Here is a 22036-nt window from a genome sequence, read left to right as displayed (position 1 = left end):
AGCGCGGACCGACCCTCAGAAGTTGGAGATCACGCTGGTGATCACCTGCTCGATGGTCTCGGCCCGCTTGGCGTCGTACGCCTGCCCGCCGCCGGCGCGCGCGATCTCCTGGAGGACGGTCCTGCCACCCTCGTCCTTCTCGTCGGCCTCGCTGCCGTACGCGATGGTGAAGACGCGGATCTGGGGCTTCGACGGATCGCCGATCCGCCGCAGCAGCTCTTCCTTGGTCAGGCTTCCGTTGTCCTCGTTGCGGCCGTCGGTGAGCAGGACGATCGCGTTGATCGCCTGGGGGTCGTAGTCCTTCCGCATGGCCCGCACCGCGGCGTCGAGCGTGTCGTACAGCCCGGTCGCCCCCTCCGGCTCAAGGTTCCGGACGTTGCCGGACAGCAGCTCCGCGCGCGTGCCTCCGGGCAGCTTCTCGGTGTACGGGCCGAGCGGCACCAGTTCCTTGTAGTCGTGCTTGCCGCCGAGGGCGTAGGCGTCGGAGAACTTCCACAGACCGACGTGGTCGGAGCCGGTGAACTCGCCGAACAGCTTCGGTTCCGCCTGCTTCAGACGCTCGATCTTGGTGTCGCCGGTGCCGGGGATCTCGCCGTTCATCGACTCCGAGGTGTCGATGACGAGACGCACGTTGGCCCGCCGGCGCAGCGAGGGCCACACCTCGATCAGATGGTCGAGGACCTCGCCCCGGGGCATCGGCATGCTGGTGAACTGCGCGTCGGGCACGACGCCGTTGTCCTCGGTGAGCACCTTGGATCCCGCGACGACCTTCCCCTCGTGGGTGCGGAAGCCGTAGGGGGCGAACTGCTCGGCGTAGACCTCGGGGCTGTGCAGGTACCGGAGGAAGTCGTCGGCCACCGCCTTGCGGGGGGCGCTCATCCCGTTCAGCTCGATGTACGGATGGTCGGAGAACGGGACGCCGTCCTTCGGATAGAAGGAGACCAGCGGGGTGTCCGGCGCACTGGTCCTCGCGCACGGCTGGTCCGCGTTGAGCGCGCCGCAGGGATAGCCGGCGTTGTAGGCCGCCACGGTGCTCTCCTCCAGCGTGACGGCGGAGATGTACGACATGGCCTTCTGCGGGCTGGTGCGGTCCGCCTGGCGCAGATTGGAGGTGAAGGTCAGCGTCGTGTCGCCGTAGTGGACGGCGGCCTGCTCGATGCTCTTGGCGAACGCCCGGTTGCCGGCGTGGTCGACGTGCGCGGCGCTCAGCTCCTCGCTGGTGCCCGTGGCGGCGAAGAAGGCGGCGACGGTCGCGTTGAGCCCGGAGGTCGAGTAGCCGGGATTGGTCTTGCCGAGCTTGAACGCCCCCCACTCCGGTTTGCCGTGCTGCGCCCAGAACCCGTCGGCGTTCTTCGCCCAGTCGGCCAGCTGCCTCCAGGTGAACCGCCGCTCGGGCCAGTCCAGGGCTTCGGCCATCGGCTTGGGCATCGCGATGGTCAGCGGGCTCTGCACGATCGGTTCCGCCCGGTCGGGGAACTGCTCCGCGTTCTTCCCCGTCGCGGCGGCCTTCGCCAGCGACAGCCAGGAGCTGCCGGCCGGCGCCCACACGTCCGGCTTGGTCCCGTCCGACTCCCCCCAGCCGTCGACCAGTGTGCGCATGGCCTCGCCGGAGTTCCTGTCCTCGACCTTGACCTGCACGCACGTGCCGCCCGCGGTCCGGTTGCCGTAGGCCTTGGCCGCGCGCCGCAGCGACTCCGACTTGTCGACGGAGGCGGCGATGGTCAGGCGGGTGTCCGCCTGGCCGCAGGCCGCCAGGGTGGAGGAGGGGGCGCCGGAGAGCGGCTTGGCGTCGCCGGTGTCCGCGCCGCCGCCCACGCACGACTGCACGACGATCCCGAGGGTCGCCGCCGCCGCGGCGAGCGGCAGCCAGGCCCTCGCCCGGCCCTGCCACCACGGTCTCCCGGCCGGCGGCGGAGTACGGCGGACCGGCGGCTTCGGGACGCGGCGCGGGGGACGGGAGGCGCCGGTGCCGTCGGGCTGGTGCTCCATGAGGACGGCGACGGCCACCTCGGCGGCGTTCGCCGCCGCCAGGCGCTGGCCGCCGGCCGCGTCCGCCGCGCCCTTCTCACCGTCGGCCCGGTCACTGATCCCGCGGATGACCAGCGCCTCCGTGCGGTGGCGCTGCGCCGCCTTGCAGAAACCGAAACCTTCCATCTCCAGGGCGGCGGCGTCCTCGTACGTGCTGCTGAGCCGGGTGCGGATCTCACCGGACCGGGCGTCGAGCACCACATCGCCGGAGGCGATCGGTTTGAAGTGGGTCCTGCGCCGGACCTCCGCGTGCAGCGCCGTCTGCCACAGGGCGAGCGAGGTGTCCACCGCGTCGGGACGCGCGCCGCGGCCGGCGGCGGACACCTTGGCGCCGTGGATCTCGTACACCTTCGTGGCCACCACGACGTCCCCGGGAAGGACGTCGTCCTTCAGACCGCCCGCGATCCCCACCAGGAGCGCGACGTCCGGACGCAGCACCGCCAGCAGGCCGTGCGTCCCCAGAGCGGCGACGACGTTCGTCACGCCCACCTGGGCCACATGAACGGTCCAGGAGGCGTAGGCGCCGTCGAGCCGGAACGTCTGCACCACGGTGGCGTTGACATTCCGCCGGCCGACGTGCCGGGCGTTCTCGGCCCTGAGACGGTCCTGCAGGGCGGAGAACTCCACGGGAAGCGCTGTCACCACCACTGCGGTGCGCGAAGGACGGGCTGTTGTCACCGGACCAACCGTTCTTGTGTCGACCTCGATACCGACGGTGAGCCAAGAGGCACAACGTAGCACCGCAGTGCCCAACAGCCCTGGGGGAAAGGGCTATTGCCGCCCGTTCCCGCGGGCGGCTAGTAAGGTGCCTGGAACCGTGCGTACCCCAGCACCAGGATCACCGCGGCCACGCACCCGAGCACGATCGCCGTGGACAGCCACGACGACCTCCGGGGCGTCACCGGCCCCGGGTCGGCCCGGAAGGGCTGTGGCTGCGGCGGGTTCTCCTTCCAGCGCGCGGCCAGCATGCGGGCCCGTGCCGAGGGCTCCTTGTGCTCGGCGTCGTCCGCCCATCCGAGGTCGAACTCCCGCTGGACGTCGTCCTGTTCGGACATCCCCGTCTCCCCGTCACCTCTGTCGAACAGCTGTGCAAGAACCATACGACGGCGCCCCCGCCCTGAGAAACAGGAACGGGGGCGCCTGAGGCCTCACGCGTGCGGCACGCGTGGTCCGGTCACACGTCGAAGTACAGCTCGAACTCGTGCGGGTGCGGACGCAGCTGCAGCGGAGCGATCTCGTTCGCGCGCTTGTAGTCGATCCACGTCTCGATCAGGTCGGACGTGAAGACGTCGCCCGCGAGCAGGAACTCGTGGTCGCGCTCCAGCGAGTCGAGGACGGCCGGCAGGGAGGTCGGGACCTGCGGGACGCCCGCGTGCTCCTCGGGGGCCAGCTCGTAGAGGTCCTTGTCGATCGGCTCGGCCGGCTCGATCTTGTTCTTGATGCCGTCCAGGCCGGCCAGCAGCAGCGCCGAGAAGGCCAGGTACGGGTTGCCGGAGGAGTCGGGCGCGCGGAACTCGACGCGCTTGGCCTTCGGGTTGGAACCGGTGATCGGGATACGCATGGCCGCGGAGCGGTTGCGCTGCGAGTACACCAGGTTGACCGGGGCCTCGAAGCCCGGCACCAGACGGTGGTACGAGTTCACCGTCGGGTTGGTGAAGGCCAGCAGCGACGGGGCGTGCTTGAGGATGCCGCCGATGTAGTAGCGGGCGGTGTCCGACAGGCCCGCGTAACCGGCCTCGTCGTAGAACAGCGGGTCGCCGTTGGCCCACAGGGACTGGTGGACGTGCATGCCCGAGCCGTTGTCACCGAAGATCGGCTTCGGCATGAAGGTCGCGGTCTTGCCGTTGCGCCAGGCGACGTTCTTCACGATGTACTTGAAGAGCTGGAGGTCGTCGGCGGCGGCGAGCAGCGTGTTGAACTTGTAGTTGATCTCGGCCTGGCCGGCGGTGCCCACCTCGTGGTGCTGGCGCTCGACCTTCAGGCCGGCCGCCTCCAGCTCCAGGGAGATCTCGGCACGCAGGTCGGCGAAGTGGTCCACCGGCGGCACCGGGAAGTAGCCGCCCTTGTAGCGGACCTTGTAGCCACGGTTGTCCTCGAGGGCGCCGGTGTTCCAGGCACCCGCCTCGGAGTCGATGTGGTAGAAGGACTCGTTCGCGCTGGTGGCGAAGCGCACGCTGTCGAAGACGTAGAACTCGGCCTCGGGACCGAAGTACGCGGTGTCCGCGATACCGGTCGACGCCAGGTACGCCTCGGCCTTCTTCGCCACGTTGCGCGGGTCACGGGAGTACTGCTCGCCCGTGATCGGGTCGTGGATGAAGAAGTTGATGTTGAGGGTCTTGTCCCGGCGGAAGGGGTCGACACGGGCGGTCGACAGGTCCGCGCGGAGCGCCATGTCGGACTCGTGGATGGCCTGGAAGCCACGGATCGACGAACCGTCGAACGCGAGCTCCTCGTCCGGGTCGAACGCCTCGACGGGCACCGTGAAGTGCTGCATGACGCCCGGCAGGTCGCAGAACCGGACGTCGATGAACTTGACGTCCTTGTCCGCGATGAACTTCTTGGCCTCGTCGGCGTTCTGGAACATCCAGCTCCTCCTACTCCCGACCGTCGCGCCGGGGTGGTAGTTCGTTCGTGCGGCCAGTGCGGTGGCACACGCTGTCCTCGACACTAGGGACGCGGGATTTCTCGGGCGTGACCCGTTTGTTTCGCACAAGTTAACCGGCTCACCGCCCACGGTAGCTCGGACACACCCCGCCGTGCCCCGGTCATAAGGGGTCGCAGTACCGTGGACGGGTGGACAACAGGCAAGCAATCGGATCGTGGCTCTCCGGCCCGCGCGCGGCCATGGAAGAAGCCGGTGCCGACTTCGGATACCGGGGGGAACAGCTCGGCCTGCCGGAGGACGGACCCGGCTCCATCGCCCGCCCCGGCCGGCGGCTCGGAGCGCTCGCCGTGGACTGGGGCCTGTGCCTCTTGATCGCATACGGTCTGATCACCGACGGCTACGGCCAGGCGACCGGCAACTGGGCGCTGCTGATCTTCTTCGTGATGAGCGTCCTGACCGTCGGCACCCTCGGCTTCACCCCGGGTAAGCGCCTCTTCGGCCTGCGCGTACTGGCCCTGGAGACCGGCACGGTCAACCCGCCGCGCGCCCTGCTGCGCACGGTCCTGCTCTGCCTCGCCCTCCCGGCACTCATCTGGGACCGCGACGGCCGCGGCCTCCACGACCGCCTGGCCAAGACGGTCGAGGTCCGCATCTGACGGTTCCCGCACGACGCGTACGACGAGGTGCGCCGCGTACGAAGAGGTGCGCCGCGTACGACGAAACGCGACCCGTACGACGAAGAGGGCGCCCGGATCACTCCGGGCGCCCTCTTGTGTGTACGAGGTCGGTCAGCGGGCCTTCGGTCCGCCCCTCGGCAGGCGCATGCCCTTGGGCATCGGCCCCTTCGGCAGCGGCATGTTGCTCATCAGGTCGCCCATGGCGCGCAGCCGGTCGTTGGTGGCCGTCACCTGGGGGCCGGTCAGCACGCGCGGCAGCTTCAGCATGGTGGTCCGCAGCTTCTTCAGCTCGACCTGGCCCTCACCGGTGCCGACGATCAGATCGTGCACCGGCACGTCCGCGACGATGCGGTTCATCTTCTTCTTCTCGGCGGCCAGCAGGCCCTTCACCCGGTTCGGGTTGCCCTCGGCGACCAGGACGATGCCGGCCTTGCCGACCGCCCGGTGCACCACGTCCTGGCTGCGGTTCATCGCCACCGCGGGGGTGGTCGTCCAGCCCCGGCCGACGTTGTCCAGCACGGCCGCTGCGGCGCCCGGCTGGCCCTCCATCTGGCCGAAGGCGGCCCGCTCGGCCCGCCGGCCGAACACGATCGCCATCGCGAGGAAGGCGAGCAGGAAGCCCAGGATGCCGGCATAGATGGGGTGGCCGATCAAGAAACCGATCGCGAGGAAGACACCGAAGGTGACGATTCCGACAGCCGCGAGTACAAGACCGATCTTCTTGTCGGCCTTGCGAGTCATCTTGTAGGTCAGGGCGATCTGCTTCAGTCGCCCGGGGTTCGCGGCGTCCGCCGCCGTGTCCTTCCTCGCCATGCCACGCAGTCTACGTGGCCCCGGGAGTGCCGACGACGGCAGTGCCCGGGAGGAAGGACGGGGGCGTCAGGAACTGGCGGAGGTGACCGCTTCGAGGACGCGCTGCGCCTCGACCCGGTCCTTGGCGCGGCGGCGGTCCTCCAGGACGGAGGTCCAGGCGTTGCGTCGGGCGGTGCGCTGTCCGCCGCTCATGAGAAGGGACTCGACGGCGCGCAGGGCGTCGGTGAAGGAAGGGATCGCGGTGGCGCTAACGGGCGCGGCCTGCATGGTGGAGGTCCCCCTCGGGCGGTTTGGGCTACGGGTGTACGTGGTGTGATACCAGCGTCACTGATTGGTGTTACCAGGGCATGACCGACCGGTCAAACACCAATGAAGCCTTGATGCGCGGGGCTGAAATGATGACGCGGCCCTGACGTACGCCCCCATCTGCGAGGACGGTCAGGACCGCGTCGTATCGGCTGCTACTGGCGAGTAGTCGCTTGTGCGTGAATTCACACGCTTGTCTCGCCGCCGTAGGGGAAAGGGCGGGTGACGGAGTGTCAGACGGCCTGGGCGGCGATGAAGGAGCCGCGCTTCTCGATGGCCATCTGGTACAGGCGCCCGGCACGGTAGGAGGACCGTACCAGCGGCCCGGACATCACGCCCGAGAAGCCGATCTGCTCGGCTTCCTCCTTCAGCTCGACGAACTCCTGCGGCTTGACCCACCGCTCCACCGGGTGGTGGCGCACGGTCGGGCGCAGGTACTGGGTGATGGTGACCAGCTCGCAGCCCGCGTCGTGCAGCTGCCTCAGCGCCTCGCCGACCTCCTCGCGGGTCTCGCCCATGCCGAGGATGAGGTTCGACTTGGTGACGAGTCCCTGGTCGCGGGCGGCCGTGATGACCTTCAGGGAGCGCTCGTAGCGGAAGCCGGGCCGGATCCGCTTGAAGATCCGCGGAACGGTCTCGACGTTGTGCGCGAAGACCTCGGGCCGGGAGGAGAAGACCTCCGCCAGCTGCTCGGGGACCGCGTTGAAGTCGGGGGCGAGGAGCTCGACCTTGGTCCGTCCGCCCTCCCGCCCGGCGGTCTGCTCGTGGATCTGCCGGACGGTCTCGGCGTACAGCCACGCCCCGCCGTCCTCCAGGTCGTCACGGGCGACACCGGTGATGGTGGCGTAGTTCAGGTCCATGGTGACGACGGACTCACCGACGCGCCGCGGCTCGTCCCGGTCGAGCGCCTCGGGCTTGCCGGTGTCGATCTGGCAGAAGTCACAGCGCCGGGTGCACTGGTCACCGCCGATGAGGAAGGTGGCCTCGCGGTCCTCCCAGCACTCGTAGATGTTGGGGCAGCCGGCTTCCTGGCAGACGGTGTGCAGCCCCTCGCTCTTCACGAGGTTCTGCATCTTCGTGTACTCGGGACCCATTTTCGCCCGGGTCTTGATCCACTCGGGCTTGCGCTCGATGGGGGTCTGGCTGTTCCGGACCTCCAGGCGCAGCATCTTGCGTCCGTCGGGTGCGACTGCGGACACATCGGCTCCCTGTAGCTTCGATTCTTCGGCGTACACCAGGGTACGCCCGTACGTTTTCGGCCCCCGGGGTGGGCAACCCGGCGGAACGAGGGGGCATTCCCCCGGCGCTCGTCGGCGGGGCCGGCGGGGCCGGCGGTGCCCGGTGACCGCCGGCCGGGGCGGCCCTGCCCGGCCCGTGCGGCGCTCGTCGGGACGACGCGGCGGCGTGCGCCTACGCCGACGCCCGCTCGACCTCCCGCGGCTTCGGCTCCGCGTTCCCCAGGACGTCCGCCAGGTGCCGCTCGACCACCGGCAGCACCTCGTCGATCGTGACGTCCCGGCCCAGTTCGTGGGCGAGGGAGGTGACGCCCGCGTCCCGGATGCCACAGGGGATGATCTTGTCGAAGCTGGAGGTGTCGGGGTTCACGTTCAGGGCGAAGCCGTGCATGGTGACGCCCTTGGCCACCCGGATGCCCATGGCGCAGATCTTGCGGTCCTCGCGGCGCTGGCCGGCGTTGGAGGGGGCGTACTCGGGGCCGTTGAGACGGGGGTCGAACTCCTCGTCGGCCAGTCGCGGGTCGAAGTCCAGGGAGAGCCCGCCCAGGGCGGGGCGCTGCTCCACCGGGTCGCCCAGGACCCACACGCCCGCCCGGCCCTCCACCCGGCTGGTCTCCACGCCGAACTCCGCGCAGACGCGGATCATCGCCTCCTCGAGGCGGCGCAGGTGCGCCACCACGTCCACCGGACGCGGCAGCTTCTGGATCGGGTACCCCACCAGCTGGCCGGGCCCGTGCCAGGTGATCTTGCCGCCGCGGTCCACGTCGACGACCGGCGTGCCGTCCAGGGGGCGCTCGCTGTCGGCCGTGCGCCGGCCCGCCGTGTACACCGGCGGGTGCTCCAGGAGCAGCACGGTGTCGGGGATCTCGTCGGCGAACCGCGCCGCGTGCACCCGGCGCTGCTCGTCCCACACCTCCTGGTACTCGACGGCGTCCGCTCCGAAGCCCATGCGAACGAACCGCAACTCACTCACGGCAAGCGCCTCCCTAGGCGATACGGCGATACGGCAGTGCAGCGACACGGCGGTACGGCGATGGCTGTGTCAGGCGCGTAACGCGCCCGAGCCACTGTACGTCCGCGCGGCGCGCGTCAGCCCTGCGGTCAATCCTCACACGATCGGATGAATGAGGGTCGAGATGTGCGATCGCCTGCTCACGCTCCGCTACATTCGCGCCGTTCACGAGGCCATTAGGGCTGCTCACAGGCATCCGGGCACTTCAGCGCCCGGAAGGCAGGAGACCGCACCGCAGATGACGGAACGACCCGCGCAGCGCACTCCCAACCGCCAGCTCGCCGCGCTCATCGCAGAAGCGGGATTCTCCAACGCGGGTCTGGCCAGGCGCGTCGATCAGCTCGGCCTCGAACACGGGCTGGATCTCAGATACGACAAGACGTCCGTCACCCGATGGCTGCGCGGACAGCAGCCCCGCGGCACCACCCCCGCCCTGATCGCCGAGGTCTTCACCCGCCGCCTCGGCCGCCGTCTGACCGCGCAGGACCTCGGTCTGGACGCGTGCGCCCCCGTGTACGCGGGGCTCGAGTTCGCCGGCACCCCCGAGGAGGCCATCGACATCGTCGGCGGGCTGTGGCGCAAGGACTCCGGCAGCCACGCCGAGCTGCGCAAGATCGCCTTCACCCCGGCGGGTCTGGTCGTCCCCAGCCGGGACTGGCTGATCGGCCGGCCCGACGACAAGGTCGCCCGCGGCCCCGGCGACCAGCCCGGCCAGGTGCCGGCCAAGGGCCGTCCGTCCGGCCGGCCCGCGCAGGCCAGGCCGGCCTCCGTCCGGCCCGCGCCGCCCAAGGCCCTGGCCGTGCCCGCCCACGGCGTCCTCGGCGTGCCCCGGCAGCGCGGCACGGCCGAGCGCGGGCCCGGCCAGCGCGTCACCGGCGGGGACATCGCCGCCCTCCGCTCGGTCGGCGAGCTCTTCCGCACCCTCGACAACATGTACGGCGGCGGCCACGCCCGCCAGGCCCTCGTGCGCTATCTGGAGCACGAGTGCGAGCCCATGCTGCGCGGCACCTACGGCGAGCAGACCGGCCGCCGGCTCTTCGGTGCCGCCGCCGACCTGACCCGCCTCGCGGGCTGGACCTCCTTCGACATCGCCGCCCACGGCCTGGCCCAGCGCTACTTCGTCCAGGCCCTGCGCCTCTCCCAGGCCGCCGGGGACCGGGCGTACGGCTCGTTCGTGCTGGTCACCATGAGCCGGCAGGCCGTCTACCTCGGCCACGGCCGGGAGGCCGTGCAACTCGCGCGCGTCGCCCAGCAGGGCGTCGGCACCAGCGCCCCGCCGGTCGTCCAGGCGCTGCTGCACGCCGCCGAGGCGCGCGGCCACGGGGTGCTGGGCGAGGTGCGCGCCTGCACCGCGTCCCTCGTGCGGGCCGAGCGCGCGCTGGAGGCCGCGAAGGCCGGGGACGAGGTGCCGTTCTGGGCGCGGTTCTTCGACGAGGGCCAGCTCGCCGACGAGTTCGGGCACTGCCACCGCGACCTCCAGCAGTTCCGCGCCGCCGCCCAGCACGCCGAACGCTCCCTCCAGCTGCGCCCCGCCGCCTACGCCCGCAGCCGCCTCTTCTGCCGCGTCGTCCTCGCCTCCGCCCGCCTCGGCCTCGGCGAACTCGACCAGGCCTGCCAGCTCGCCGCCGAAGCGGCGGGCCAGGCGGCGGAGATGCGCTCGGTGCGGGCGCTGGAGTACGTCAGGGACTTCGAACGCCGGCTGGAGCCGTACAAGGACGCGGCCCCGGTGCGGACGTACCGGGACAAGGTGGCGGCGCTGGGCTGACGCCGGGACGGCTCGGGCAGGGGGCGGCTTCACGCACCTCCTGCCGCCCGACCGCCCTGCCGTCCACCCCCTGCCGACCTCACGCCGCCCTGGGCACCGTCGGCTGCGGGTCCGCGAGGTGCATCGATCCCGTCGCGCCCAGGTCGGAGAGGATCGCCGCGGCCGCCCTGTGGGCCGAGTGCAGCGCCCCCTGCACCGTGCTGGTGTCCCGGTGGTCGCCGCACACGTACAGGCCCGCCAGCAGGCGTACCGGGCGGCGCAGGTCGTGCGGGGCGCGCATCGCGGGGACGGCCTCGGGGGTGTGGTGCACGGCCAGCGTCTCCCAGCGGGCGGTCGAGGTGCCGTACAGGCGGGAGAGGTGCATGCGGACCGCCGTGTCGACGCCGGGCGGGGGTGTGCCGAGGACCGTGGAGGAGATCAGCGTGCGGCCGGCGGGGGCGCGGCTCGGGTCGACGCGGCTGGTGACCGCCGTGTGGGCGACCGGGCCGCCGCGGTCGGCGTCGAGGAGCAGCGCGGCGCCGGTCGGCGGCGGCTCGTCCGTGGTGTGGTGCAGCACCGTCACCGGGTGGAAGTCGGGCACCCGCAGCCCGGGCAGCAGGTCGGCGGCGGTGCGCGCGTCGGTGGCGACCAGGACCGCCCGGCAGCGGAACTCGCCGTGCTCGGCGGTGGTCACCGAGGTCGTGGAGACGGAGGTGACCCGCACCCCGGTGTGCACGGTGCCCGGCGGCAGGGTCCGCGCGAGCAGCTCCGGCAGCGCCTCGGCCCCGCCCTCCGGCAGACACAGCCGCCCGGCCGCGAAGGCGTGCAGGGCCAGGTCCGCGCACCGGCTGGAGGTGGTGAGGTCCGGGTCGCAGAGCAGGGCGGCGAGCAGCGGCCGCAGGAAGCCGTCGATCGTGCGGGCGGGCAGCCCGCGGGCCGCGAGGGCCTCGGCGGCCGGTGCCTCGGGGCGCCGCAGCAGCCGCTCGGCGGGGGTGGCCGCGAGCCGGGTGAGCGCGGCACCGAGCCGGGCCTGGTCCACGGCGGTGCCCAGCGGCGCGCCCGCCCTGACCCGGGGCGGGGGCACGGTCTGCCAGGGTGCGCCCGCCCGTCGGCCGGACAGCGGCACCGCCCGGGAGGCGCCCGTGCGCGGCCTGGGCAGCGCTCCCGGCCGCGGGGCGCTCGCGAGGGCGCGTACGGCATGGAGTGCGCCCCTCGCGCTCCCCGCGCCGGCTTGCGCGCCCGCGCGATGGTGGCGCCCGTCGCTGTGCAGCAGCACCCCGGGGGCGAAGGGGCGCAGGACGAGCGCGTCCAGCCCCGGGGTCAGCGCCAGTTCGGGATACGCCGTGGACAGCAGCTGTCCGATGCGGTCGAGCCGGAAGCCGTCGACCTTCTCGGTCGCCATGCGGCCACCCGCACAGGGGGCGGCCTCCAGTACCGCCGTGGTCACTCCTGCGCTGGTCAGCCGATGGGCGGCGGAGAGGCCGGCGACCCCGGCTCCCACCACGACGACGTCTGCCTGGTACGCGGGCTCAAGCACGTGCCCCTCCTCGCCTCGAGGTTGCGCGGCCGCTGGAGACGTCATGCCCCCAACGGGCGTCCGGGATACCCGAGTTCGGATCGAGGGTAGGGCTGTGATCGGTCGGGAACAGTCGCGCATGGACAGGGCACGGTCGCACAACGGTCGCATGCGGTCCCAAGTGGTGTCAGGCCGCTCGGAGGGCGTCCTCGATCCCGGGGAACGCGAAGGTGAACCCCGACTCCAGCAGCCGCTTGGGCACCACCCGCGCGCTGCCCAGCACGTCCCCGGCCATCTCGCCCAGCACCGTCCGCAGCACCGGCGCCGGCACCGTGAACAGCGCCGGCCGGTGCAGCACCCGCGCCATCGCCGCGGTGATCTCCCGGTTCGTCAGCGGCTCGGGAGCGGTCAGGTTGAACGGCCCCGACAGGTCCACGCGGTCGAGGAGATGCCGGATCGCCGCGACCTCGTCGTGCAGCGAGATGTACGACCAGTACTGCCGCCCGTCGCCCATCCGGCCGCCGAGGCCCGCCCGGAACAGCGGGAACAGCCGTCCCCACGCCCCGCCGCCGCGCGCCACGACCAGCCCCGTCCGCGGGAAAACCGTCCGGACGCCCGCCCTCCGTGCCGGATCCGCCGCGGCCTCCCACTCCACGCACAGCTCCGGCAGGAAGCCGTGCCCCGCGGGCGCGCTCTCGTCGACGACCCGCTCGCCCGTCTCGCCGTAGATGCCGATCGCACTGCCGTTGACGAACACCCGCGGCGGCTCGTCCAGTGCGGCGACCGCCCGCGCGAGCGCCGCCGTCCCGTGCACCCGGCTGTCGTGGATCCGCCGCTTGTACGCCTCGGACCACCGCCGGTCGCCGACGCCGGCCCCCGCCAGATTGACCACGGCGTCGCACCCGGCGAGCCCGGCCGTGTCCACCTGCCCCCGCTCGGGATCCCAGCGCACCTCGTCGGCGCCCCGGGGCGCCCGGCGCACCAGGCGCACCACCTCGTGCCCGTCGGCGGTCAGGGACCGCACCAGGGCGCTGCCGATGAGACCGGAGGCGCCGGCCACCGCGATACGGGTACGTTCCATGCGGCCATCCTGCCGGGTGGCCCGTAAAACGCCGGTCGGGACCCGCGGTCCGGGTCGTAGGGTGACGGCCATGCCCGAGCCACACGAACCGCGCATACGCACCGCCCGGCCCGCCGACGACGAGGCACTCGTCCTGATCGACCGCCTCACCTGGTCCACCCTGCACGCGGTCATGCCCGAACCGCAGCCGCCCTACGAGCCCTTCTTCAGCGAACGCCACAGCCCCGAGGACACCCTCGTCGCCGAACTCGACGGCCGTGTCGTCGGCTACGTCCGCCTCGGCCTCCCCACCTCGCTCGCCTGCAACGCGCACGTGCGGCAGATCCAGGGCCTCGCCGTCGCCGACGAGGCGCGCGGCCGGGGCGTGGGGCGCACGCTGATCCGCGCCGCCCTCGACGAGGCCCGCCGGCGCGGCGCCCGCCGCGTCACCCTGCGCGTCCTCGGCCACAACACCCCCGCCCGCAAGCTCTACGAGTCCGAGGGCTTCGTGGTGGAGGGCGTCCTGCCGGAGGAGTTCCTGCTCGGCGGGGAGTACGTGGACGACGTCTTCATGGGCCGGTCCCTGTAGGTCCTCCGGCGCTCACGACGTGACCAGCTCGCCCGTGTCGACCGCGGTCGTCGCCGTCGCCGCGCGCTCTGCGTCGCCGGCGACCTCCGCGGCAGTCAGGACGTAGCCCGTCTCGGCGTCCGAGGTGGAGCGGGCGAAGACGACCCCGAAGACCCGGCCGTCGGTGGTCAGCAGCGGTCCGCCGGAGTTGCCGGGGCGGACGGTGGAGCGGATCGAGTAGATCTCGCGGGTGACCGTCGCGTCGCTGTAGATGTTCCGGCCGGTCGCGTCGACCCGGCCCGCGACGGTCGCCGCCTGGAGGTTGAGATCGCCGTCCTGCGGATAGCCGGCGACGACCGCGGAGTCCCCGCGGGAGGCGGTGTCGTCGAACCGCAGGACCGGCGCCCGCAGCTCGGGCACGTACAGCACCGCCACGTCCTTGTCCGGGTCGAACAGCACCACCCGCGCCTCGTACGACCGTCCCACGCCCCCGACCCGTACGGTCGGCTCGTCGATGCCCGCCACCACATGCGCGTTGGTCATCACGCGCTCCGGCGCGTACACGAACCCGCTGCCCTCGCGGCCCTGGTCGCCCGAGACGCCCTCGACCTTCACCGTGCTCAGCTTGGCCGCGTTCGTCGCGCTCGCCGTGACGCTGTCGCCGGAGGGCTTGGCGACCTCGGCCGTCGACTCGCTCTCGAACGGGTTGAAGACCTGCGGGAAGCCCGCCTCGGTCAGCGCGGACGTGGCCCGCGAGAACCACCCCGGGGTGGTGTCCGGCATCGTGTCCTGCACCGCCCCCAGCAGCCGGGAGTCACGGATCGCGGACGTCACGACCGCCGACGAGGACGCGCCCAGCACGCTCGCCGCCACCCACGCCACGATCAGCACCGCCACCGCGTTCGCCGCCGCGCCGCCGATCCCGTCGGCCACCCTGAGCGGCCCCCGGTCCAGCTCCCGGCGCAGCCGCAGCGCCAGCCGCCCCGCCAGCTCGTGCCCCACCGCCGCCGGGACCAGCACCGTCAGCACCGCGGTCACCGTCGCCGCCGTCGTCCCCGGTGTCACCAGGTCCATCACCCACGGCAGGATCCACACGCCCACCGCCGCGCCGCCCACGAACCCGGCCAGCGAGACACAGCCGGCCACCAGTCCCCGCCGGTACCCGGAGCCGGCGTACGCCAGGACCACCAGCACCAGCAGGATGTCGAGCAGGTCCACTGAGCCGCCTTTCTCTCGGATCCTCCAGTACGTACGGGACGAGTCCTGTGATCAGCTGTGAATCGGCCACGCACCGGCCGGGAACGGAACCGGCCACGGGTGTGTGTACCCCGGAAAACGTCGTGGACCGGGACGATGGTTCCACCGGGTGGCACAGCACACATCGCGGGCGCGGCGGAACCGGCCGACAGTGGGACCATGCGTGCCATCCGACAGGCCCGCCGCCGCGTGCGGGGGAGGTGGGGCCGGCGCCCGCCGCGGACACCGGGCCCGCTCCTGGCGGTCCTGGGCTGCCTGCCCGGACTCGCCGCCGTCGCCGCCCTGGCGCTGTGCGCGCGGGGCGTGGAGCACGCCGCCACCGCCGCCCTGGCCGCCCGCAACGGTCACCCGCCCCGCCCGGTGACCGCGCACACCGCCGCCCGCCCGCGCATCGTGCCCCGCTCGGCCTGGCTGACCGGCCTCACCCGGCGCCCGCAGCCGCCCCCGCGCTACGACGACAAGGTCGTCGCCGTCTTCGTCCACCACACCGACTCGCCCAACACCTACGACTGCGCCGACGCCCCCCGCATCATCCGCTCCCTGTACGAGGGCCAGACCGGCGGCCGCGACTGGGACGACATCGGCTACAACTTCCTCGTCGACCGCTGCGGCACCCTCTACGAGGGCCGGGCCGGCGGGGTCGGCCGCCCCGTCACCGGCGCGCACACCCAGGGCTTCAACCACCGCACGGCCGGTGTCGCCGCCCTCGGCACCTTCACCGCCGGCGTCCCCGTCCCCCAGCCGATGGTCGACGCGATCGCCGCCCTGACCGCCTGGAAACTGGGCCTGTCCGGCATCGACCCGCGCGCCGAGGTCCGCCTGACCTCGAGCAACAGCCACAGCCGGTACGCCGCCGGCGTCACGGCCGCCCTGCCCGCCCTCGCCGGCCACAAGGACGGCTACATGACCAGCTGCCCCGGCGCGGCCCTCACCGCCCGCCTGCCGGAGATCCGGCGGACGGCGGCCCGCCTCCAGGGCAGGACGGGCCCCATGTTCACAGGAACGCCTTAGCCCGCGTTCAGACTCCTCCCATCCCCGCGTCCTACGGTCGTGCACAACACACGCCGACCCGGAGGTGGGGAACGTGAACAGCAGCCGTACCGAGACCACGGGGACCGTCGAGCGCAACGCCGGCTGGACCCGGGCCGCCCGCAGCCCCTGGACGGTCGTCTGCGCCGTCGCCGCCGTCGTCCTGGGCCCGGCCGCGACCACCGCGTCCGCCCTGGACCAGGCCAACCGGGCGCCGCTGCACCACGCGGCCAAGGCCGAGCAGACGCAGGCGTACATCCCGTCGGACACCACCCGCCGCCGCGCCGCCGCCTGAGCCGCCGGGAGAACTCCCTCCGAACCGCGAACTCACTCCCTGAAGCGCTCCCACAGCCGCGGATACCGCTCGGCGAGCGCCCGCTCGTCCTCGAAGTCGACCGGAGTGCCCTCGGGCTCCGCCGGGGCGGGCGCGATACCCAGGTCCGGGGCGACGGTCCCGGTGAGCTGCTCGTAGGCCTCGTCCGCCGCGTAGCCCAGCTCCTCGCCGTCGCCGTCGACCTCCTCGTCGAAGTCGTCCAGCAGTTCCGCCAGCGAGTCCGGGTCGTGCACGGCACCCTCGTAGACCTCCCGGCCCTGCCCGATCAGCCAGCACCGGAAGAAGTCGAAGGCGTCGTCGCTGGCCCCGTCCAGCAGCACCCAGGCGGCACCCCACAGGTCCCAGGTGTACGCGCGGTTGTAGCGGGCCTCGAAGTGACGGGCGAAGTCCAGGATCATGTCCGGGTCCATCTGCAGGAGCCGGTCGACGAGCAGGTCGGCCTGTTCCTCGGGGTCGCCCTCGGCGGCCTCGCGGGTGGCGTCGACCATCTCCCAGAACTCCGTCTCGTCCATCACGCGTCCCAGCATCGTGCCTGCACGGGTGGGCCGCACCTGGAGTGCGGGGGATTGTTGTCCCCGGTACGGCCCGGCCGGCCGCGTCGCGTTCTCGGGGAGGGCGTGGCAGCGGGGTGGGGGAGGCGGTCGGGGGTGGGGTCTGTGGTGCGTCCCGGCCGGGTCGGCCGGGGTCGGGCTTGGAGGGGTGGGACGCATCTGGTGGGTGCGGGGATCGTCACGACCGGTACAGCGCCGTGAGCCGCGCCGCGTCCTCGGTGAGGCGGTGGCGCAGGGACGGTGGGGAGATCACCTCGGCCTCCGGTCCCAGGGCGGTGAGCTGGGTGTGTGCCACGTCCTCGGACTCGGCCCGCAGGACGACCGTCACCCACCCCTGCCCGTCGGCCTCCCCGGCCCGTGCCAGCGCGTCCCGGGCCGCCACGGGGTCCACGGCGTGCGGCAGCCTGCGCACGCCCGCCTCCGACAACCGCAGGACCACCTCGACCCGCAGGATGGACCGCGCGAACCGCTCGGCCTGTTCGGCCCAGTAGCCCGGCAGATCGAAGTCCTCGTCCCGCCCGAAACGGTCCTCCAACGCCTCCGCGCCGGTGAACCGCTCGATCCGGTACGTCCGGAAGGCCCCGGCTCCGGCTCCGGCCCCGGACTCGGCCCCGGCTCCGGACTCGGCCCCGGCCCCGGTTCCGGACCCGGCCCCGACCACCCGCGCGCACAGGTACCAGACCCCCGCCTTGAGCACGAGCCCGTACGGCTCCAGCTCCCGCACGACCTCCCGCTCACCCCCCGCCTCCCCTCGGCGGTAACGGGCCCGTATCCGCCGGTCGTCCCACACCGCCTCCGCGATCACCGGCAGCAGCTCGGGCGTCCTCGGCTCCTGGAACCAGCCCGGAGCGTCCAGGTGGAACCGCTGCGCCGCCGTCCGCGGGGCGTCCCGCAGCGAGGGCAGCAGCGCCGCCGACACCTTCAGCCGGGCCGCCGAGGCCGCGTCCTCCCACCCCATCTCCCGCAGCGCCCCGGGCACCCCGCTCAGGAACAGCGCCTCGGCCTCACCGCGGGCCAGCCCGGTCAGCCGCGTCCGGTAGCCCCCGACCAGCCGGTATCCCCCGGCCCGCCCCCGCTCGGCGTACACCGGCACCCCCGCCTCCGACAGTGCCTGCGCGTCCCGGGTGACCGTCCGCTCCGACACCTCCAGCTCCCGCGCCAGCTCGGCGGCGGTCATGGCGGGCCGGGACTGCAACAGCAGCACCATCTTGATCAGCCGGGCAGCACGCATACGGCCATCATGCCGGGGCCCACTGACAACGAGAGGGGCACGGCGTGACCGCCGTGCCCCTCCGCCGAAGCGACGACCTACAGGCCGTACGTCCCGCTACAGGCCGTACTTCTCGCGCGCTTCCTTCACCGCGGTCGCCTGGACCTCGCCGCGCCTGGCGAGCTGCGCCAGGGCCGCGACGACCACCGACTGCGCGTCGACGCCGAAGTGGCGGCGGGCCGCCTCACGGGTGTCCGACAGACCGAAGCCGTCGGCGCCCAGCGAGGAGTAGTCCTGCTCGACCCACTGCGCGATCTGGTCCGGGACCTGGCGCATGTAGTCGGAGACCGCCAGCACCGGGCCCTCGGCGCCCTGGAGCGCCTGACGGACGAACGGCACGCGCTCCTCGCCGCGCAGCAGCGCCGCGTCGGCCTCCAGCGCGTCCCGGCGCAGCTCGGTCCAGGAGGTCGCGGACCACACGTCGGCGGCCACGCCCCACTCCTCGGCGAGCAGCTTCTGCGCCTCGAGCACCCAGTGGATCGCCGTACCGGAGCCGAGCAGCTGGATCCGCGGCGCGTTGGCCACCGGCGCGATACCGGCCGACTCCGCCGTGTTGAAGCGGTACAGGCCCTTGACGATGCCCTCGTCGATACCGAGGCCGGACGGCTTCGCGGGCTGCGGCAGCGGCTCGTTGTAGACGGTCAGGTAGTAGAAGACGTTCGGGTCCTCGCCCGGCGCGGCCTCGCCGTACATGCGGCGCAGACCGTCCTTGACGATGACGGCGATCTCGTACGCGAAGGCCGGGTCGTACGTCAGCGCGGCCGGGTTGGTCGCGGCGATGACCGGGGAGTGGCCGTCGGCGTGCTGGAGGCCCTCGCCCGTCAGGGTCGTGCGGCCGGCCGTGGCGCCGATGAGGAAGCCGCGTCCGAGCTGGTCGCCGAGCTGCCACATCTGGTCGGCCGTGCGCTGCCAGCCGAACATCGAGTAGAAGATGTAGAACGGGATCATCGCCTCGCCGTGCGTGGAGTACGCGGTGGAAGCGGCGATGAAGTCGGCCATCGAACCGGCCTCGGTGATCCCCTCGTTGAGGATCTGGCCGTTCTTGGCCTCCTTGTAGTACATCAGCTGGTCGCGGTCGACCGGCTCGTACGTCTGGCCCTTGGGCGAGTAGATGCCGAGGGACGGGAAGAGCGACTCCATGCCGAAGGTGCGCGCCTCGTCCGGGACGATCGGCACCCAGCGCCTGCCGGTCTCCTTGTCGCGGACCAGGTCCTTGACGAGCCGTACGAAGGCCATCGTGGTCGCGACGTTCTGCGAGCCGGAGCCCTTGTCGAAGGAGGCGAACACCTTCTCGGCGGGCGCGGGCAGCGGAGCCACGGGGTGCACCCGGCGGGCCGGGGCCGGGCCGCCGAGGGCCGCGCGGCGCTCCTGGAGGTAGCGGACCTCGGGGGAGTCGGCGCCCGGGTGGCCGTAGGGCACCACGCCGTCGACGAACCGGCTGTCGGAGATCGGCAGCTCCAGCAGGTCGCGCATCGTCTTGAACTCGTCCACCGTCAGCTTCTTCATCTGGTGGTTGGCGTTCTTCGACGCGAAGCCCTCACCGAGGGTGTGGCCCTTGACGGTCTGCGCCAGGATCACGGTCGGCGCGCCCTTGTGCTCCAGGGCGGCCCGGTAGGCGGCGTACACCTTGCGCGCCTCGTGACCACCGCGGGAGAGGTGGAAACACTCGAGGATCTTGTCGTCGCTCAGCAGCTTCGCCAGCTCGACGAGCGCCGGGTCGGCGCCGAAGAAGTCCTGGCGGATGTAAGCGGCGTCGCGGGTCTGGTACGTCTGCACCTGGGCGTCCGGTACCTCGCGCAGGCGCCGTACCAGCGCGCCGGTGGTGTCGAGCCGGAACAGCTCGTCCCAGGCCGAACCCCACAGCGTCTTGACGACGTTCCAGCCGGCGCCGCGGAACTGGGCCTCCAGCTCCTGCACGATCTTGAAGTTGGCGCGGACCGGGCCGTCGAGGCGCTGGAGGTTGCAGTTGATGACGAAGGTGAGGTTGTCCAGCTCCTCGCGGGCGGCGAGCGCGAGGGCCGCCGTCGACTCGGGCTCGTCCATCTCGCCGTCGCCGAGGAACGCCCACACGTGGGACGCGGAGACGTCCTTGATGCCGCGGTTGGTCAGGTAGCGGTTGAACCGCGCCTGGTAGATCGCGGACAGCGGGCCGAGGCCCATGGAGACGGTCGGGAACTCCCACAGCCAGGGCAGGCGCCGCGGATGCGGGTACGAGGGGAGGCCGTTGCCGCCCGACTCCTGGCGGAAGTTGTCCAGGTGGGTCTCGTTCAGCCGGCCGTCGAGGAAGGCGCGGGCGTAGATGCCGGGGGAGGCGTGGCCCTGGATGTAGAGCTGGTCGCCCGAGCCGTCGGCCTCCTTGCCCCGGAAGAAGTGGTTGAAGCCGGTCTCGTACAGCCAGGCCGCGGAGGCGAAGGTGGCGATGTGGCCGCCGACGCCGTGTTTGCTGCCCCGGGTCACCATCGCGGCCGCGTTCCAGCGGTTCCAGGCGGTGATCCGGGCCTCCATCGCCTCGTCACCCGGTACGGCGGGCTCGGCGGCGGTGGGGATGGTGTTGACGTAGTCCGTCTCGAGCAGCTTGGGCAGCGCGATGCCGGCGCCCTCTGCGCGCTCCAGCGTGCGGCGCATCAGGTACGCGGCACGGTGCGGCCCGGCCGCCTTGGCGACCGCGTCCAGTGAGGCCTGCCATTCGGCGGTCTCCTCCGGATCCCGGTCGGGGAGCTGGTCGAGCGCGCTCGGCTGGATGGCGTTGGGGTCGGTCATGTCGCCGCCTTCCTCAGTCGAAGGGGGTTCCCTCATCGGTAAGGGTTCGGGGGTGCCCTTGGTCTTTGGCAGGACAGGGCGAGAGGCTCTGGTGAAAGCCCGTCGGCGACTGTAACCCCGTGATCGATGATCGATCAAAGGGTGACGGAGAAAAATTCTCGCCGTGCGAGAAATTGGCATGCCGTGCCAGTGATTCGGGCACGCGGTGCCGCGTTTTGCCTGCTCGCATGAGCTAGGACGGCCTCGGGGGATCAGTCGAACCCTGGTCGGCGCTCAATTGATCTTGGCCGTCCGGCACAGCTCCGGGATGCGGCGTCCGATTTCTCTTCTGCGGGCCCTGCGCGCGTCGGGGCCGCCCGACGAGGAGATCCCGGCGCGCCACCACCGGATCACGGTCCCCATCGTCGCGTTGATCGCCTCCGAGGCCGGGGTCGGCACCATCGCTCCCAAGGAGCACGAACGGGGCATGGAGGGCCTTGCCGGACGCTCCCGAACCGGTCGGCCGGCTCGCCTGATCCCCGGGGGCGTATGAGGGGCTGACGTGTGCAGGGGTACGCCGGTCCGGGCGCCGGCTCCGGCGCCCGGAGTCGTCGGCGCCCGGCGGCACGGGCGGGTCAGGCCATCGGCGGGTCAGGCCATCGCTGTCCGCGTGGTCCCAGAGGGTTCCGTCCGGGCGGAGGGCTCGGTCGCGGGCTGCCGGCGCCCCTCCTGCTCGGCGTGTTTCGCCTGCTCGCGGGAGATCACTTCGGTGGCGGCGCCGATGGCGACCGCGACCGGCCACTCCAGGAGCTCGAGGGCGGCCATGCCGCCGAGGAGCCCGTAGAAGGCGAGCTTGCGCGGGGCGGGGAGCCGTGAGGCCGCAGCGCGGGCACTGGTGACCATGTCGCCGGGGGTCAGGTAGGGGATGGGCACCTGCGGATGCGCGGTGTGCAGGTGCAGCACCTTGCCTGCGTGCTGCTCCTGGCCGGTGACCTCGCCGTCGTGGCGCTCCGTGGGCGCCTCGGGCTGCCGCTCGGCCTGGCCGGCCGTGGGAGCCGTCTGTGCCGTCTGCGGCGTTTGTGCGGTAGGCGGTGTTTGTGGTGTCTGCGATGTCTGTGTCGTGGGGCTCCAGGTCGGCTCGGCGGGGGCCGTCCCGCCCTGGGCCGGTGGCGGTTGCTGCTGGGGCGTGGGTGGGGTCTGTGGGGAAGTCATCTCCGTCCTCCCGTGGTGAGCCCTGGTCGGGGAGGGTCTCCCTCCACCGCCTTCCATTCCCTGGCGTCAATAAACCGCTC

The 22036-nt window shown here is 72.3% G+C and carries 20 protein-coding genes; 5 read left to right on the top strand and 15 right to left on the bottom strand.

The features are described 5' to 3' along the window. Positions 1–15: 15 nt before the first annotated feature. The 3 genes from ACF1A1_RS02420 to glnA form a co-directional block, all read right to left on the bottom strand. Positions 16–2670 carry a substrate-binding domain-containing protein gene (locus ACF1A1_RS02420; protein WP_391644583.1) on the bottom strand — a complete coding sequence of 885 codons (2655 nt, stop codon included), beginning with the start codon at positions 2668–2670 and terminating at the stop codon, positions 16–18. A 155-nt stretch (positions 2671–2825) separates the two neighbouring features. Beyond that, entirely contained in the window at positions 2826–3083 is a 258-nt protein-coding gene (locus tag ACF1A1_RS02415) for a hypothetical protein (RefSeq protein ID WP_391644581.1), read from the bottom strand. Between the two features lie 119 nt (positions 3084–3202). Further along, the gene (gene glnA, locus ACF1A1_RS02410; protein ID WP_391644580.1) at positions 3203–4612 is read right to left on the bottom strand and encodes a type I glutamate--ammonia ligase; all 1410 of its coding nucleotides are present in this window, start codon (positions 4610–4612) and stop codon (positions 3203–3205) included. 209 nt (positions 4613–4821) lie between these two features. On the opposite strand from glnA, the gene ACF1A1_RS02405 reads away from it, so the two are divergent. After that, positions 4822–5289: an RDD family protein gene (locus ACF1A1_RS02405; RefSeq protein ID WP_391644578.1), complete on the top strand. Its 468-nt coding sequence runs from the start codon at positions 4822–4824 to the stop codon at positions 5287–5289. 132 nt (positions 5290–5421) lie between these two features. Here ACF1A1_RS02405 and ACF1A1_RS02400 read toward each other — a convergent pair whose 3' ends face one another. From ACF1A1_RS02400 to lipB, 4 genes are all read right to left on the bottom strand, one after another. Beyond that, complete coding sequence (locus tag ACF1A1_RS02400) at positions 5422–6123, bottom strand: DUF4191 domain-containing protein (protein ID WP_391644576.1); 702 nt, start codon at positions 6121–6123, stop codon at positions 5422–5424. Between the two features lie 66 nt (positions 6124–6189). Next, positions 6190–6390, bottom strand: coding sequence for a hypothetical protein (locus ACF1A1_RS02395; protein WP_391644574.1), 201 nt, complete (start codon positions 6388–6390; stop codon positions 6190–6192). 272 nt (positions 6391–6662) lie between these two features. Continuing rightward, positions 6663–7628 (bottom strand): lipoyl synthase, encoded by a 966-nt coding sequence (lipA, locus tag ACF1A1_RS02390; protein ID WP_391644572.1) that lies wholly within the window; start codon positions 7626–7628, stop codon positions 6663–6665. A 211-nt stretch (positions 7629–7839) separates the two neighbouring features. Then, the gene (gene lipB, locus ACF1A1_RS02385) at positions 7840–8637 is read right to left on the bottom strand and encodes a lipoyl(octanoyl) transferase LipB (protein ID WP_391644570.1); all 798 of its coding nucleotides are present in this window, start codon (positions 8635–8637) and stop codon (positions 7840–7842) included. Positions 8638–8914: 277 nt separating this feature from the next. Here lipB and ACF1A1_RS02380 point away from each other — a divergent pair, with 277 nt between their 5' ends. Next, a complete protein-coding gene (locus ACF1A1_RS02380) occupies positions 8915–10441 on the top strand; it encodes a regulator (RefSeq protein ID WP_391644568.1) in 1527 nt (508 codons plus the stop codon). Positions 10442–10520: 79 nt separating this feature from the next. Here the strand turns inward: ACF1A1_RS02380 and ACF1A1_RS02375 are convergent, their stop codons facing one another. Continuing rightward, complete coding sequence (locus tag ACF1A1_RS02375; RefSeq protein WP_391644566.1) at positions 10521–11957, bottom strand: NAD(P)/FAD-dependent oxidoreductase; 1437 nt, start codon at positions 11955–11957, stop codon at positions 10521–10523. A gap of 166 nt (positions 11958–12123) precedes the next feature. Then, entirely contained in the window at positions 12124–13017 is an 894-nt protein-coding gene (locus ACF1A1_RS02370; protein WP_391644564.1) for a TIGR01777 family oxidoreductase, read from the bottom strand. A gap of 70 nt (positions 13018–13087) precedes the next feature. Between ACF1A1_RS02370 and ACF1A1_RS02365 the strand changes: the two genes are divergently transcribed. Then, positions 13088–13585 carry a GNAT family N-acetyltransferase gene (locus ACF1A1_RS02365; RefSeq protein WP_391644562.1) on the top strand — a complete coding sequence of 166 codons (498 nt, stop codon included), beginning with the start codon at positions 13088–13090 and terminating at the stop codon, positions 13583–13585. Between the two features lie 12 nt (positions 13586–13597). Here the strand turns inward: ACF1A1_RS02365 and ACF1A1_RS02360 are convergent, their stop codons facing one another. After that, complete coding sequence (locus ACF1A1_RS02360; protein WP_391644560.1) at positions 13598–14782, bottom strand: MarP family serine protease; 1185 nt, start codon at positions 14780–14782, stop codon at positions 13598–13600. 198 nt (positions 14783–14980) lie between these two features. On the opposite strand from ACF1A1_RS02360, the gene ACF1A1_RS02355 reads away from it, so the two are divergent. Next, the gene (locus ACF1A1_RS02355) at positions 14981–15832 is read left to right on the top strand and encodes a peptidoglycan recognition protein (RefSeq protein ID WP_391644558.1); all 852 of its coding nucleotides are present in this window, start codon (positions 14981–14983) and stop codon (positions 15830–15832) included. A gap of 73 nt (positions 15833–15905) precedes the next feature. Beyond that, on the top strand, positions 15906–16145 hold the full coding sequence (locus ACF1A1_RS02350; protein WP_391644556.1) for a hypothetical protein: 240 nt from the start codon (positions 15906–15908) through the stop codon (positions 16143–16145). A gap of 32 nt (positions 16146–16177) precedes the next feature. Here ACF1A1_RS02350 and ACF1A1_RS02345 read toward each other — a convergent pair whose 3' ends face one another. The 5 genes from ACF1A1_RS02345 to ACF1A1_RS02325 all read right to left on the bottom strand — a co-directional run bounded on the left by ACF1A1_RS02345 (position 16178) and on the right by ACF1A1_RS02325 (position 21956). Next, a complete protein-coding gene (locus ACF1A1_RS02345; RefSeq protein WP_391645310.1) occupies positions 16178–16696 on the bottom strand; it encodes a DUF4240 domain-containing protein in 519 nt (172 codons plus the stop codon). A 217-nt stretch (positions 16697–16913) separates the two neighbouring features. Next, entirely contained in the window at positions 16914–17966 is a 1053-nt protein-coding gene (locus tag ACF1A1_RS02340) for a helix-turn-helix transcriptional regulator (RefSeq protein WP_391644554.1), read from the bottom strand. A 96-nt stretch (positions 17967–18062) separates the two neighbouring features. Beyond that, positions 18063–20765: a pyruvate dehydrogenase (acetyl-transferring), homodimeric type gene (gene aceE / locus ACF1A1_RS02335; protein ID WP_391644552.1), complete on the bottom strand. Its 2703-nt coding sequence runs from the start codon at positions 20763–20765 to the stop codon at positions 18063–18065. Positions 20766–21038: 273 nt separating this feature from the next. Beyond that, the gene (locus ACF1A1_RS02330) at positions 21039–21206 is read right to left on the bottom strand and encodes a hypothetical protein (RefSeq protein WP_391644550.1); all 168 of its coding nucleotides are present in this window, start codon (positions 21204–21206) and stop codon (positions 21039–21041) included. A 189-nt stretch (positions 21207–21395) separates the two neighbouring features. Further along, positions 21396–21956 carry a hypothetical protein gene (locus ACF1A1_RS02325; protein ID WP_391644548.1) on the bottom strand — a complete coding sequence of 187 codons (561 nt, stop codon included), beginning with the start codon at positions 21954–21956 and terminating at the stop codon, positions 21396–21398. Positions 21957–22036 lie beyond the last annotated feature (80 nt).

Origin of the sequence: Streptomyces sp. NPDC014995, assembly GCF_043080745.1 — a bacterium.
GTDB lineage: Bacteria > Actinomycetota > Actinomycetes > Streptomycetales > Streptomycetaceae > Streptomyces.
The sequence above is the reverse complement of the archived record's forward strand: the minus strand, read 5'-3'. Positions and strand labels throughout refer to the sequence as shown.